10 protein-coding genes are annotated in these 13,496 nt (G+C 60.7%); 3 read left to right on the plus strand and 7 right to left on the minus strand.

What is annotated here, in order from left to right; all coding sequences use genetic code 11:
- Window positions 1-144 precede the first annotated feature (144 nt).
- The 3 genes from HYI44_RS02000 to HYI44_RS02010 all read right to left on the minus strand — a co-directional run bounded on the left by HYI44_RS02000 (window position 145) and on the right by HYI44_RS02010 (window position 6,259).
- Entirely contained in the window at window positions 145-3,819 is a 3,675-nt protein-coding gene (locus HYI44_RS02000; RefSeq protein WP_225568612.1) for a translocation/assembly module TamB domain-containing protein, read from the minus strand.
- A complete protein-coding gene (locus HYI44_RS02005) occupies window positions 3,816-5,543 on the minus strand; it encodes an autotransporter assembly complex protein TamA (RefSeq protein WP_122839272.1) in 1,728 nt (575 codons plus the stop codon). The genes HYI44_RS02000 and HYI44_RS02005 overlap by 4 nt, the downstream gene beginning before the upstream one ends.
- Window positions 5,544-5,608: 65 nt before the next feature.
- Window positions 5,609-6,259, minus strand: coding sequence for a GNAT family N-acetyltransferase (locus HYI44_RS02010; RefSeq protein ID WP_045059166.1), 651 nt, complete (start codon window positions 6,257-6,259; stop codon window positions 5,609-5,611).
- A 265-nt stretch (window positions 6,260-6,524) separates the two neighbouring features.
- On the opposite strand from HYI44_RS02010, the gene xthA reads away from it, so the two are divergent.
- A complete protein-coding gene (gene xthA / locus HYI44_RS02015) occupies window positions 6,525-7,337 on the plus strand; it encodes an exodeoxyribonuclease III (protein ID WP_122839274.1) in 813 nt (270 codons plus the stop codon).
- A gap of 184 nt (window positions 7,338-7,521) precedes the next feature.
- Window positions 7,522-8,862 (plus strand): substrate-binding domain-containing protein, encoded by a 1,341-nt coding sequence (locus HYI44_RS02020; protein WP_225568613.1) that lies wholly within the window; start codon window positions 7,522-7,524, stop codon window positions 8,860-8,862.
- 75 nt (window positions 8,863-8,937) lie between these two features.
- Here the strand turns inward: HYI44_RS02020 and HYI44_RS02025 are convergent, their stop codons facing one another.
- The gene (locus HYI44_RS02025) at window positions 8,938-9,456 is read right to left on the minus strand and encodes an ankyrin repeat domain-containing protein (RefSeq protein WP_045059163.1); all 519 of its coding nucleotides are present in this window, start codon (window positions 9,454-9,456) and stop codon (window positions 8,938-8,940) included.
- Between the two features lie 97 nt (window positions 9,457-9,553).
- Window positions 9,554-11,392 carry a long-chain-acyl-CoA synthetase gene (locus HYI44_RS02030; RefSeq protein WP_225568614.1) on the minus strand — a complete coding sequence of 613 codons (1,839 nt, stop codon included), beginning with the start codon at window positions 11,390-11,392 and terminating at the stop codon, window positions 9,554-9,556.
- A 334-nt stretch (window positions 11,393-11,726) separates the two neighbouring features.
- Here HYI44_RS02030 and HYI44_RS02035 point away from each other — a divergent pair, with 334 nt between their 5' ends.
- Window positions 11,727-12,005 carry a DUF3509 domain-containing protein gene (locus HYI44_RS02035; RefSeq protein ID WP_045059161.1) on the plus strand — a complete coding sequence of 93 codons (279 nt, stop codon included), beginning with the start codon at window positions 11,727-11,729 and terminating at the stop codon, window positions 12,003-12,005.
- Window positions 12,006-12,242: 237 nt separating this feature from the next.
- Here the strand turns inward: HYI44_RS02035 and mtnC are convergent, their stop codons facing one another.
- Window positions 12,243-12,926, minus strand: a complete 684-nt coding sequence (mtnC, locus tag HYI44_RS02040) for an acireductone synthase (RefSeq protein ID WP_225568615.1) — start codon at window positions 12,924-12,926, stop codon at window positions 12,243-12,245.
- A 4-nt stretch (window positions 12,927-12,930) separates the two neighbouring features.
- Window positions 12,931-13,476 carry a 1,2-dihydroxy-3-keto-5-methylthiopentene dioxygenase gene (locus HYI44_RS02045; protein WP_122839278.1) on the minus strand — a complete coding sequence of 182 codons (546 nt, stop codon included), beginning with the start codon at window positions 13,474-13,476 and terminating at the stop codon, window positions 12,931-12,933.
- Between the last annotated feature and the right edge of the window lie 20 nt (window positions 13,477-13,496).

The following is a 13,496-nucleotide window of genomic DNA, read 5'->3' on the forward strand; positions in this document are numbered from 1 at the left end:
TCGCGAGCAAGCTTGCTCCCACAGGTTCAGGGTTACACCTGTGGGATGGGTGACGCTTGAAGTGAGATCCGTGCAGGACATCCGATCCCTGTGGGAGCGGGCTTGCCCGCGAAGGCAGCGACTGGGTTCTAGAGGGAACGCGGCTTAGAAATCCCGCTTGTAGAAGATATCCAGTGAACTCGCCACGCCACCCGCCGCTTCCAGGTAAACCTTCTTGCTCAGCTTGTAGCGCAACGCAATGGTATTGGCCGGCTCGAACACCCCAACCCCATACCGCAGGCTGAGTTTTTCCGAGATATTGCCGCTGGCGACCACGGCGGTCTGGTCGCCACTGCCTTGGGTGTCGAGCTGGAAGTCCTGGATGCCCAGGTTCTTGGCCAACCCGCTGGTCACCCCGGCACTGCCCATCAACCCCAGGCCCAGTGCCGCCTGGGCAAGCATGTTGTTATCACCGCCATCCGTGCTCAGCGGCCGCCCCAGCACCAGGTAGGACAGGGCCTGCTCCTGGCTTAAGGCAGGTTCGGAGAAGATCTGCGTGGTGGGCTGTTCGGCACTGCCGCTCAGGCGAATGCCGGCGATGACGTCATCGGTCTGGCGGATGGCCTCGATGTCCAGGTATGGCTGATCCAGCGGCCCGGCAAACAACAAACGGGCCCGGCGCACGGTCAGGCGCTGGCCGTAGGCGCGGTAACGACCGTCGTTGAGCCAGAGCTCACCGCGGGTGTCCATGTTGTCGCCGATGTGCACGTGGCCCTGCAGATTGGCCGTCAGGCCAAACCCGGCGAAGCTGAGTTTGTCGGCGCCCACCTCCACGTCAATGTCCATTTTCATCGCCAGTGGCGCCTTGCCTTGCTCGGTCTGCTGACCCACGATGACCGTGTCATCGGAGACCTTGACCGTCGATGGCGGCAACTCGCGCACGGTGATTTCCCCTCTGGGCACCAGCACTTTGCCGGCGACCGCCAGCTCATCGCCTTTCATCGAGATCTTCAGGTCAGGGGCCACCTCAAGCTTTGCATAGGGTTCGACGGACACCGGAAGCTGCGAGCCCTTGAGTGCCAGGTCGACCACCAGTGCCTGGCCCCAGGCAATATTGCCATTGAGCGTGCCCTGCCCGGTCTTGCCACTTTTCCAGCCGCCGTTCAACTGCACGGTTTCCCCGGCGATCACCGCCTGCAGCTGCAAGGCTTGCAGTTCGATCGGCAATTGCGGTCCGGACACTTCGCCATCGCTCAACAGCAGATTGCCGTTAACCAAAGGCGCCATCAGGGTGCCGCCGATCGTGCCACTGCCATTCAGGCGCCCGGTGATTTTTTCGACCATCGGCACGAACGGCCGGGCCACGGACAAGTCCAGGCCATTGAGGCGGAACGTGCCGCTCATGGGCTTGTTTGCCGGCAGCGGGTTGATCTGGGCCTGAACCCGCAGCTCACCCAACTTGCCGCCGACGAAGTTCAGGTCGGTGTCGATGCGCTTGGGGGTCATTTTGCTGGTGAGCAGCAAGGCCTGGTACGGGAAGTCCAGCCACTGATCCTTGTCGCGCACTCGCAGTGTGCCGCCACTGGCATCAATGCTGATCTGGCCATTCGGACCGCTGGCCGGCAGATCCAGCTGCAGGTCGGCGTTAAGCGCGCCTTTCCAGGCGAAGTCCTTGGGCAACCACTGCGCCAGGCTTTCGATCGGGAACTGCTTGAGGTGATAGCGCAGCTTCGGCTCGGGCATCAGGCGCTGGTCTTCACCGCACAGGCTGGCCGGGCCGGACCGCCAGCAATGGGCGCCGAAGTTGATTTTACCGTCGGCCAGGCGTTCGAGCTTCGCCGGGCCTTGCAGCCTCCAGTCCTGGCCGCCGGCCTGGATATCGCCCGTGGCCAGGCGTCCGCGCCAGTTGCCTTGGTCCAGCGCGCCGTCCAGACCGAGGGCGAGCTTGAGCTGCGGGCCTTGCAGGGCAAGGCTGAGTTTTTGCTTCTTGATGTCACCCTGACCGCTTGCCGTCAGCGTGCCCAGCGCAGTATCGCCAGCCTGGATGCCGCTGCCCTTGAGGTCGATTTTCGCCCGCTGCGCACTGTCCAGGGTCGCGTCCAGGTTCAGACTTTGCAGGCGATTGTCCTGGAAAGCCAGCTGAGTGCCTTGCAGGCCGAGTTTGCCTTGTGGCGCCTTGAGTGTACCGGCGACGTCCACCCGGCCGTTGAGCTGACCGCGCAGTTGTGGCCACAGCTGCGCCAGACGCGGCATCTTGATATCGATCTGACCGGCGAGTTTCTGCTCCAGGCTGCCCTTGCCATTGATGCTGTTGTCGCCCAGGCGAATCTGCAAGGCACTGAGGTTCCATTGCTCGCCGGCGCCATCGGCCTTGGCCTGGATGACCGCAGGTTGACCACGCAGCTTGCCCTTGAGGTCGAGGTCGGCGTTAAGGCTGAGCTTGTCATTTTTCATCTCACCGGTACTGCGCAGCGGGCCGGCCAACGTGCCCGGCAACTCCGCGACCCAGTACGCCGGATCGATTGCCGACAGATCCAGCGCGGTATCCCAGGCGATGCCATCGGCAAATTGCAGGTTCAGGTGTCCCTGGGCCTTGCCCTGCCCGGCTTCCAGCTGGATTTGCTGCAGGTAGATTTTAGTCAGGTCGCCTGCGAACGGGCTCTGCAGGCTGAAGGCACCGGCCGGGCCATCCAGCGCAGCCTTGAAGTGCCCCAGGTATTTGCCGTCGGTGTAGGAGACTTCGCCGTTGAAGCTGCGCAATGCGACTTGTGGCTCATCGATCAGCGGATAGACGCGGTGCCAGGGGAAGTCCAGCCAGTCGATCTTGGCATCGGCGCTCAGGCCTTTGCTCCAGTCCAGCTGGCCGGTGAGTTTGAGGTACTGTTTGTCGTTTGCGCTCAGGTCCAGACCGGCAATCTGCGCGCCCTGTGCGTCGACCTTGCCTTGCAGCGCCAGGGCGACCGGGCCTTGTTCCGCCGGCAGCGTAGCCGTGCCGAGGAGCTGGTAGCCGTTTTTCAGGTCACCGGCGCCCGAGAGTTCAAGCCTATTGAGTTGCAGGGTATCCGGAAGATCCGCGCTGGCCTTGAAGCCGTCCGCCGTAATGCGCACCTTGGCTGGCAGGTTCTCCACCAGCGGCTGCAGTTCACCCGTCAACTGCCCGTTCAGATAGCCGCTACTGTCGGCCTTGAGGTTGAGGGTTTTGAGCAGGTCTCCGTCGATTTTCAGGGCCAGGGCCCAAGGACCGGTGCCAGGCGCGGGCAGCGTCAGGCTGCCTTCAGCGGTCACGGGCCAATTGCCGCTGGGTTGCAGCAGGCCGGACAGATTCAGGCTCAGTTCGTCGCGCTGCAGCTTGACCGAGTCAATCTTCAAGCCCTGGGCGGTCCAGTGGGCGGCCAGTTGCAAGCCCCTGAGTTCTTCGCTGCCGTTGAACAGCAGGCTCCCGACCTTGACATCACCCAGCTCGATGGCCAGCGGCAGGTCCAGGTCAGGCAGGCTGATTGGCCCGCTGCTGTCTTGGTCGGTGCCCGGTGGAAACTGCAGGCTGACCTGCTCGGCCTGCAACTGCTCGATGCACAGGGTCCGGCGGGCCAGGCAACCGGGTGACCAGGCGAAGATCGCCTTGCTCAACTCTACCCGGCTGCTGTCCTGCTGCCATACCAGGTGATCGGCGCTCCATTGACCGCCCAGGCGACCCTGGAAATTGTCCACACTCAAGCCCGGCACGAAACCCAGCGCCCAGCGACTGCCCGCCGCCGTCCCAAGCACGGTGGAAATAGCCAGAATAATCAGCAGCAACAGGCCGAGGATGGCCAGCAGCGTTATCTTCAAACCACGATTCACAACTCGGGCCCCATGGAAAAGTGCAGTCGAACACCACCGTCGTCATCCAGCGCGTGGGCCAGGTCAAGGCGGATCGGCCCCACCGGCGAGATCCAGCGCACGCCGATGCCGACGCCGGTCTTGAGGTTCGGCAATTCGAGCTTATTAAAGGAGTTGCCCTGATCGACAAAGGTCGCCACCCGCCATTTTTCGGCGACCGAGTATTGGTACTCGGCACTGGCGGTGACCATGTACCGGCCACCAATCCGGTCGCCCTCGGAGTTTTCCGGGGACAGGCTCTGGTAGTCGTAACCACGTACGCTCTGATCACCCCCGGCGAAGAACCGCAGCGACGGTGGTATCGACTTATAGCCGTTGGTGGCGCTGCCGCCGACCTGGACCCGGCCAAGGAAGCGGTGTTTGTCGAATACCGTGGTCAGGCCTTTGACCAGCGCCGTGCCGTACAGCAGGTTGTTGTCCGAGCCCAATCCCTCCTTGGCCACCTTGGTCTCGAATTGCAGGCGATAGCCGTTGTGTGGGTCGATGCGGTTGTCGCTTTTCAAATAGGAATAACTGACCCCGGGCATCAACAGGGTACTGAGACCCGAGTCGTCGCCGAGTCGATATTCCTCGCGCTGCCACTTCAGCGACACCACGCGCTGCCAACCGCTGGGCAGCTTGCTGTGCCACTCGGGACCTATGGTCAGCAGCTTGCTGAGTGAGTCCTTGTCGGCGATTTCTTCGCTCTGGTAGCCGCCAGCGAAACGTAGCTTGTCCGTCAGGGGCGGGTCCAGGGGGATGTCGTAGAAAATCCCGACGTTCTGCCTGGGTGCCGATATTTCGGTTTCCCAGCCGTAGCTGTGGCCCTGGGGATTGACCCAGTGACGCGTCCAGTTGGCCTTGACCCGCGGGCCGACGTCGGTCGAATAACCCAGGCCCAGTCCCATGGTGCGCGGCTTGCGGGTGTCGAGCTTGACGTCGACCGGGATCACATTGTTTGTCGAAGCGGTGGGGGCTGCATCGACCCGCACACTTTCAAAATAGCCACTGGACTGCATCGCCTGATTGAGTTCGGCGATCAGCTCGGAGTCGTACGGAGCGCCTTCCTTGAAGGGCACCATGCGCCTGAGCAAATCTTCGTCGAATGGCGTGTCGCCCTCGAAACTGACCTTGCCCAGGGAGTAACGCGGGCCGCTCTGGTAGACCAGATCGATATCGGCTACGCCGGCCCTGGGGTCGACCGACAGAGTCTGGCGGGAAAAATGCCCACTGAAAAAACCGAAACGCGAAGCCTGGTTCTGGATCAGGCGCTTGGCGTCTTCGTAATTGCCATGGTTGAGCACTGCGCCGGTTTTCAGCGCAGCACTTTTGGGAACACGAAAGGATTTCAGCGACGCCGCCGGTCCTTCGACTCGAATAGTGACATTGCGCAGGTGAATCGGCTCACCGGGATCGACGTTGAGAATCAGCCGAGGGCTCTTGCCGCCCTTCACGTCTGTCTCGATCTGCGGCTGGTAATAACCCAGGGCCTGGGCAGCCTTGCGCGCCTGCTCCTCGGCACCGCGGCTGAAGCGCAACAAGGCTTCTTCGTCACGATCGCCGAGGCTGCCGATATAGCCCTCTATATTGGCCTTGAGTTCATCGTTGGACGGTTTGACCCGCACATCCAATTCACTTTGCGCCAGCGCTGTGCAGCTGGTTATCAGCATCAGCACGCTACTGGTAATTCTTCCTGGAAACTTCATAGGCGCGGATGCTATCACGAGCTTGGGAGCGTGATAGAGCCTGGTTTGCGCGCAAAGTTCGTCCTTTATGCGGTGGCGGTTTGCAGGACCTGGGGGTTGGCGTGAAAAAATACGTGCTCACGTACCGGGCCAATAGCCACTTCACCGATCTCCTCATAGCCCTGGCGCTTGTAAAATTCCAGGTAACGCGGGTTGCCGGTGTCCAGCACAACGCCCTGGGAGTGCTCATCGACGGCGCACCAGTTGTGCACAGCCTGTAACAATTGTTCGCCGAAGTGCTTGCCCTGAAATTGCGGATGAATACCCAGCAAGGGCAGCAGGTGCACAGAGTCGGACGGCACGCACGCCATGACCGCATCGTGGTATTCCAGGTAGCGGCGGGTGCAGCGGAACCCGGTGCTGAGGACCATGCGCAAACGCCATGCCCAACTTTCGGTGATCCCCAGGCGACGTTGCGGCGGCGCGATCAGGGCGATGCCAATCAGGCGATCGTTAACCAGCAGGCCAATGGCGGGCAAGTCCTGGAGGAAATGCTGCTTGACCAGCTCGCGCACGGTGGCGCGCACTCGCTGCTCGTAGCCGGGACGTTCGGCTTCGAACAGATAGCTGAACGTCGGCTCGTGACGGTAGGCCTGGTACAGCAATGAGCGGGCTTCGCGGGAGTAACCACTGTCGAGCATGTGGATATCGGCAATGGCGGTCGAGGTTTCGGGCATAACGGCAAATCTCCCCGGGGCACCGCTCAAAATGGCGGCGCTCTTGTTGGTACGAGCCTCTGGGTGCGGGCACAGTTCCTTGCTGGTTTGAAAACAGCAGGTGCGCTGGGTCTAACAAGGTATAGACCAAGTGGATCGCAGGTGTGCGCGGGGCTCGCCGACCCGCGAGCCGCAGGATGGACAAGTACAGCCGAAAACACACCAACGGCTGGCCCCTCGAAGGCATGTCAGTTAGCATCGCCCTTTTGCGCCAGGACTGCCGACCATGAAGATCGTCTCCTTCAACATCAACGGGCTGCGTGCTCGCCCGCATCAGCTGGCGGCGCTGATCGAGAAGCATCAGCCCGACGTGATCGGGCTGCAGGAAACCAAGGTCCACGATGACCAGTTCCCGCTGGCCGACGTGCAAGCGCTGGGTTACCACGTGTATTTCCATGGGCAAAAAGGCCACTACGGTGTCGCCCTGCTCTCTCGCCAGGAACCCCTGGAGCTGCACAAAGGTTTCGCCACCGATGACGAAGACGCCCAGCGCCGATTCATCTGGGGCAAGTTCGCTGATGCCAACGGCGTGCCGGTGACGATCATGAACGGCTACTTCCCACAAGGTGAAAGCCGCGATCACCCGACCAAGTTCCCGGCCAAGGAACGCTTCTACAATGACTTGCAGCAACTGCTGGAAAGTCAGTTCAGCAATGAGCAGCCGGTTGTAGTCATGGGTGACGTCAACATCTCCCCGGAAGACTGCGACATCGGCATCGGGCCGGACAACATGAAGCGCTGGTTGAAGACCGGCAAGTGCAGCTTCCTGCCGGAAGAGCGTGAGTGGATGGCGCGGTTGAAGAATTGGGGGCTGGTGGACAGCTTCCGGCATCTGAACCCGGACGTGGCTGATCGCTTCAGCTGGTTCGATTACCGTAGCCGTGGCTTTGAGGATGAACCCAAGCGGGGGCTGCGGATCGACCTGATCATGGCGTCCCATGGCTTGTTGCCACGGGTGAAGGATGCGGGTGTGGACTATGAATTGCGCGGGATGGAAAAACCGTCGGATCATGCGCCGATCTGGCTTGAGTTGAGTTGAGTTGAGTTGATATTTAAAAGATCGCAGCCTCGTTCCACTCGACAGCTCCTACACAGCTCCTACACAGCTCCTACGTAGCTCCTACGCAGCTCCTGCGTACGCTGCGATCTTTTGAGCTGTCATCTTTGTGAAACCCTACTGACTTAATCTGCGGGCACTTCCTTTGCTCTTGTAGGGTGCCAGCATGCCGCTGCGCGTATTGTTCCTGTTGCTGCTGAGCATTGTCACGCCCGTATCGGCGCTGGCGGTTGCGTTACCCCTGCCCGAGCACGGCCCGGTATTGCGCATCCAGGGTTCCAACACCATCGGCGCAGCCTTGGGCCCGGCGCTGGTCGAAGGGCTACTGCGCGAACAAGGTGTGCTCAAGGTTCATCGCGAAGCGCCAGGCAAGACCAACGAAGTGCGCGTCGTCGGCGAAACCGCCGAGGGGCGTCGGGTGGAGGTCGAGATCGCCGCGCACGGTTCCAGCACCGGCTTCACTGCGCTGCATAGAGCCTCTGCCGACCTCGCCGCCGCCTCGCGCCCGATCAAGGACAATGAACTGGCCAGCCTGCAATCCCTGGGCGACCTGAAGAGTGCCGGCGCCGAGCAGGTCATTGCGATCGACGGCCTGGCGATCATCCTGCATCCAGACAATCCGCTGAAACAACTGACTACCGATCAACTGGCGCGCATCTTCAGTGGTGACATCCGGACGTGGGAAGAAGTCGGTGGCAGCGGCGGGACGATCCATCTGTATGCGCGAGATGATCACTCCGGTACCTACGACACTTTGAAGGAACTGGTCCTCAACGGTCGTGGGAAAACCCTGAGCACCAGCGCACAACGCTTCGAGTCCAGCGAGCAATTGTCGGACGCCGTCAGCCAGGACCCTCAAGGGATCGGGTTTATCGGATTGCCTTACGTGCGCCAGGCCAGAGCCGTGGCGATTGCCGACGGTGCCTCCCAGGCGATGCTGCCACTGAACAATCTGATCGCCACCGAAGACTACCCGCTGTCACGTCGACTGTTCCTTTACCTGCCGCCCAAGGGCAACAATCCCTGGGCACAAGCGTTGGTGAAATTCGCCCAGGGCAGTCAGGGCCAGGAGATTGTCGCAGCCAACGGGTTTATCGCGCAGACCGTCCAGGCCATGTCCGTGATACCCAATGCGTTGATGCCAGAGGAGTATCAAACCCTCAGCCGACATGCGCAGCGCCTGACCGTGAATTTTCGCTTTGAAGAAGGCAGCGCCACTCTGGACAACAAGGCGCGCCAGGACTTGTCGCGGGTGCTGGATTACATAAAACAGCGCGACAAGGCCGATCGGCAGGTGACACTGGTGGGATTTGGCGATGCCAAGACGGACCCGGCACGCGCCGACCTGTTGTCGAAGCTGCGGGCCATGGCGGTGCGGCGGGAGCTGGCCAAGCGCGGTGTGGTGCTGCGCGAGATCCGCGGTTTTGGCGCGCAGATGCCCGTGGCGGCGAACAGCGCGGATGAGCGACGGATCAGGAATCGGCGGGTTGAGGTCTGGGTTTACTGAATGTAACTGGAATCTGTCACAGCCCCCGTGGCGAGCTGGCTTGCTCGCTACGGGTTTTTCGACCGGCTTGAGCCATTAGCTCAGCAACTTCTCCAGCTGCGCCGTGGTGTCCACTGCGCCCATCGTCTTCGCAGCATCCAGCGCCGATACGCCATTGGCATCCTTGGCCTTCGGATCAGCGCCTTTGCTGATCAGATAGTCGACGATGGCAACTCGGTTGAACATGGCCGCCATCATCAGCGCGGTACGGCCGTCGAAGGATGAGCCTTCGACTTGCGCGCCACCGTCGACCAACGCGCTGACCACGGCCAGATCGCCCTTGAACGCGGCGCCGGCAATCGGGCTCTGGCCATTGTCGTTGCGGATTTCCGGGTCGGCCTTGTGCTCGAGCAGCACTTTCACCGTGTCGACATGGCCATGGTAGGCCGCAAGCATCAACAGGGTGTCACCCTTGTGGTTGCGCAAGTTCGGCGGCAGGCCTTTGGACAGCAATGCGGCCATCATGGCCGCATCGCCCTCGCGCGCCTTGTTGAATACCTGTTCGGCGAATTCAGCGGCTTCTTCGGGGGTCATCTGGCGGCTTTGGTCTGACATGGTGGCTCCACTTTCTGTGTAAGTGCAAAGGGCGACAGTTTCCCGAGCAGCCTGGAGACTGTCACTTCTTTTTTCTGATCAAGGGTCATAGCCAGATTCAATAACGGTGTTTGCCATCATGAATCTCGGCCAGCACCTGTTCAGTCACCTGCACATAGGTGTGAGTTCCCGGCAACCAGGCATAGATGGGATCGTCGCCGGTTTTACCGGGGTCAAACCCTTCGTCCTTGAGGCGGGTCTTCTGGTACTTGAAGGTGCCGGTGGTTTCCATTTTCACCTTCACCCGCAGGAACAACGGTACGGCATACGCGGGCATCTGTTCGCGGGCGAATGCCAGCAGCTCACTGAAATCCAGGGTCGCCAGGGATTCGGCCGGGGTGATCGCGGCCATGCCGGCACGGCCATTGGTGTTGTGTATTTCCACCCCGTAGGCCACCGCCTCGGAAATATTCGGATGCTGCAGCAGGATGTTTTCCACCTCGGTGGTCGAGACGTTCTCGCCTTTCCAGCGATAGGTATCGCCCAGTCGATCGACAAACTGGGCGTGACCGAAGCCGATGTTGCGCAACAGGTCGCCGGTATTGAAGTAACGGTCGCCCTTTTCAAACACGTCGTGCAGCACCACCTTTGCGGTCTTCTGCGCGTCGGTGTAGCCATCCAGTGGCGCCTTGTCGTCGATTTTCGCCAGCAGCAACCCTTGCTCACCTTTGGCAACCTTGCGCATGAACCCCTTGGCGTCACGCAGAGGCTGGCCACTGTCGTGGTCGTAGGCAGCCAGCTCCCAGGACATCAGGGAAAAACCTACGGTGTTGTCGAAGTTGAGAACGTTGGTGAAGCCGATATTGCCGTCACTGGCAGCGTACAGCTCGCAGATGTGCTGCACCGCAAAGCGAGTCTTGAATTCAGCCCAGGCGCCGGGGCGCAGGCCGTTGCCGATCATCTTGGTGACCCGGTGCTGGCTGTCTTGGGCAGTGGGCGGCTGATCGACCAGGTAGCGACACAGTTCACCGACATAGCCGAGGGTGGTCGCACGGTATTTGCGCACATCATTCCAGAACTGGCTGGCGCTGAACTTGCGGCGAATGGCGAAACCTGAGGCGCCACTGATGGCCGAGCCCCAGCACACACACAGCCCGGTGGCGTGGTACAGCGGCAGGGTGCAGTAGACGATATCGTCCGGGGCCATGTTCAGCGCGATCGTGCCAAAACTGGCGGAGCTGCGCATCCAGCGACCGTGCTTGAACACCCCGGCCTTGGGTAACCCGGTGGTGCCTGAGGTGTAGATGAAGAAGCAGGGATCGTCGCAGAATACCTGCTGGCTGGTCACCGGGTTTGCGCTTGGGCTGTCGGCGATGGCCGCCATCAGGTTGATGAAACCATCGGGCGCAATGCCCGGGTGCCGGCAGGTGTCCTGATCCGCTACGAACCAGGTGCGGGCGGGCTCCAGCGCCACGCGCTCGCGAACAGCGGAGAACGCCGGCACCAGTTCTTCGCCGACAATGATCGCCGCAGGCGCTACCAGGTTCAGGCTGTGCACCAGGGTGTCACGGGTTTGCGAGGTATTAAGCAGCGCGCTGATCGCACCCGCCTTGGCCACCGCCAGGATAGTCACCAGCAGTTCCGGACGATTCTCGATGAACACCGCCACCACATCACCCTTGCGGATGCCCTGCCCGCTCAAATGGTGGGCCATGCGATTGGCCCACTCGTTCACCTGGGCGTAGGTCAGGAGCACATCGCCCTGAAGCAATGCCGGGCCGTCGGGATTGCGCAACGTCGCTTGCTCGAAGCTCCAGCCCAGGCCACAGGACTGGGTTGGATCCTTGACGTTGGCAGCTTTCATGCCCCGGACCACTCGTGGCAGGGCCTTGGCGATGGTGGGCAGTTTGCGCAGCATCATGCCCCAGGTAATCGTGTCGTTCAGCGCGCGGCTCATCGTTACTCCCGTTCGATCTTTTTATTGTCGGGTGGTGGCCGAAAGTACGTGAGTGATTCAGGGGCTGTACACGCAGTTTTTGCAATGTTTTGTATCCGCATAACAGACCGGCGACAACGTGAGCCCGGTTTTGGCGATTGGTTCCATTGAAACCGCACGAATCTCGCAAAATGCAGGATGCACGATGGCCTTTCATGCAGATTGCACGAAAGCAAAAATTGGCTGATTTTTTATCCTATTGATTTATAAAGGTTTTAATATTTTCAAATGCTGGCACAAAGGGTGCAACTACCTCTCCATGCTTGCCAATCAAGTGCTAACGGAGCTGATAGACATGAGCCTGATCCAAGAAAAATTTACCTCCCTGTTCTCCAACTTCGAAGTGAACACTCAGCCACGCCCCGACGGCGGCATCCTGCTGACACTGCGCAGTCAGGAAGGCAAAGTCTTCAAACGCTCGATTTCCTACCAGCAACTGCATGCTGGCGACCAGTTGTCCTGGGTGATCAGCGCGATCCGTCGTGACCTGGCTGAGCAAGCCAGCGAGTTGCCACAGATTTCGATGCTGCAAAGCCAGCAACGGTTCGCTCTGCCGACTTATCATTCGGCGTAAATTGTTGCTGGGCTGCAAACAGACAGGCCGTGAGAGCTTTCGCTTCACGGCCTGAGTTGTTTCTGGTGTTTGTAAGGCTAAACACGCCCCTGCCTGACTCCTTAGACGCGCCCTGCAGGAGCGAGCTTGCTCGCGAAAAACTACCAGGCGCCTTGGCCACTCAGGCTTGCCGCGTCATCGTTGACGACCATCGCGAGCGAGCTCGCTCCTACAGGCAATAGTCTATCCGGAGACTGTTTAGTATCTGGTCGGATCGATGCTCGCGAAGCTGTCGACAGTCACGTGACCAGTCAGCGTCCCGCCTTCACGTGCCAGGCCGCAGGTGGCCATGCCGGCTTCTCGCGCCGCGTCCAGTTCCTCGACGATATCCGACAGAAACAGAATTTGCGCCGCTTCAAGGCCAATCGCCTGGGTGATGCGCTGATAAGACTGCGCCTCACGCTTTGGCCCCGAGGTCGTATCGAAGTAACCGCTGAATAACGGCGACAAATCCCCTGCCTCCGAGCAGCCGAAAATCAGCTTCTGGGCCTGAATCGAGCCTGACGAATAAACGAAAAGTTGAAAACCCGCCTGATGCCACGCCTTGAGCGCTTCAACAGCATCCGGGTACACATGCCCCTGCAACTGCCCTGCCTTGTACCCCTGCTCCCAGACCATCCCTTGCAACGCCTTCAACGGCGTGGCCTTGCGGTCTTCGGCAATCCAGCCCAGGAGTATCTCGATGACGCGCTCGACATCCGCCTGCGGCTCATGGCTGTCCTGGCGCACTGCGTCCAATTGCTTGGCCACATCGGCGCGCCCGGCCTGTTGCCGTACGAAATCCGGCAGGTGCCTGGCCGCATAGGGAAACAGCACGTCGAACACAAAGCTCACGGCGCTGGTGGTGCCTTCGATGTCGGTGAGGATTGCTTTGATCGGCATCGGCTCAGTCCTCGAGTCGCGGGAAGCGATTGGCGATGTCTTCGCCGGTGAAGTTGGCCACCCAGCCTTCAGGGTTGTTGAACAGGCGGATTGCCACGAAGTGCGGATGTTCGCCCATGTCGAACCAATGCGCGGTACCGGCCGGCACCGAGATCAGGTCGTTCTTCTCGCACAGCACGGCGTAGACGTAATCGTCGATGTGCAGGGTAAACAACCCGCGGCCGGCGACGAAAAAGCGTACTTCGTCTTCGCCATGCCGGTGTTCGTCGAGGAACTTGGCGCGCAATTCGGCCTTCTGCGGGTGATCGCTGTTGAGGCTGATAACGTCGACCGTCACGTAGCCTCGTTCGGTCATCAGCTTGTCGATCTGCTCCTGGTACGCCGCGATCACTTCTTCCTGGCTGGCGCCGGGCTGGATCTTCGCCGCCGCTTGCCAGCGGTCGAAGCGCACGCCCTGCTCGGCCAGGGTCGAAGCGATGTCTTCGAAATGGGTCAGCACCTTGTTCGGAATGTCAGGGCTTGAGACGTGGTAAACGGACAGGCTGCTCATCAGGGCAACTCCTTAACGGT

It is taken from the genome of Pseudomonas sp. Y24-6 (assembly GCF_020295325.1).
GTDB classification, from domain to species: Bacteria; Pseudomonadota; Gammaproteobacteria; order Pseudomonadales; family Pseudomonadaceae; genus Aquipseudomonas; species Aquipseudomonas gregormendelii.

Coding starts and splice junctions, on each gene's coding strand:
- HYI44_RS02005 (WP_122839272.1), bottom strand. CDS start 5,543: ATGAAGTTTCCAGGAAGAATTACCAGTAGCGTGCTGATGCTGATAACC.
- HYI44_RS02010 (WP_045059166.1), bottom strand. CDS start 6,259: ATGCCCGAAACCTCGACCGCCATTGCCGATATCCACATGCTCGACAGT.
- xthA (WP_122839274.1), top strand. CDS start 6,525: ATGAAGATCGTCTCCTTCAACATCAACGGGCTGCGTGCTCGCCCGCAT.
- HYI44_RS02020 (WP_225568613.1), top strand. CDS start 7,522: ATGCCGCTGCGCGTATTGTTCCTGTTGCTGCTGAGCATTGTCACGCCC.
- HYI44_RS02025 (WP_045059163.1), bottom strand. CDS start 9,456: ATGTCAGACCAAAGCCGCCAGATGACCCCCGAAGAAGCCGCTGAATTC.
- HYI44_RS02030 (WP_225568614.1), bottom strand. CDS start 11,392: ATGAGCCGCGCGCTGAACGACACGATTACCTGGGGCATGATGCTGCGC.
- HYI44_RS02035 (WP_045059161.1), top strand. CDS start 11,727: ATGAGCCTGATCCAAGAAAAATTTACCTCCCTGTTCTCCAACTTCGAA.
- mtnC (WP_225568615.1), bottom strand. CDS start 12,926: ATGCCGATCAAAGCAATCCTCACCGACATCGAAGGCACCACCAGCGCC.
- HYI44_RS02045 (WP_122839278.1), bottom strand. CDS start 13,476: ATGAGCAGCCTGTCCGTTTACCACGTCTCAAGCCCTGACATTCCGAAC.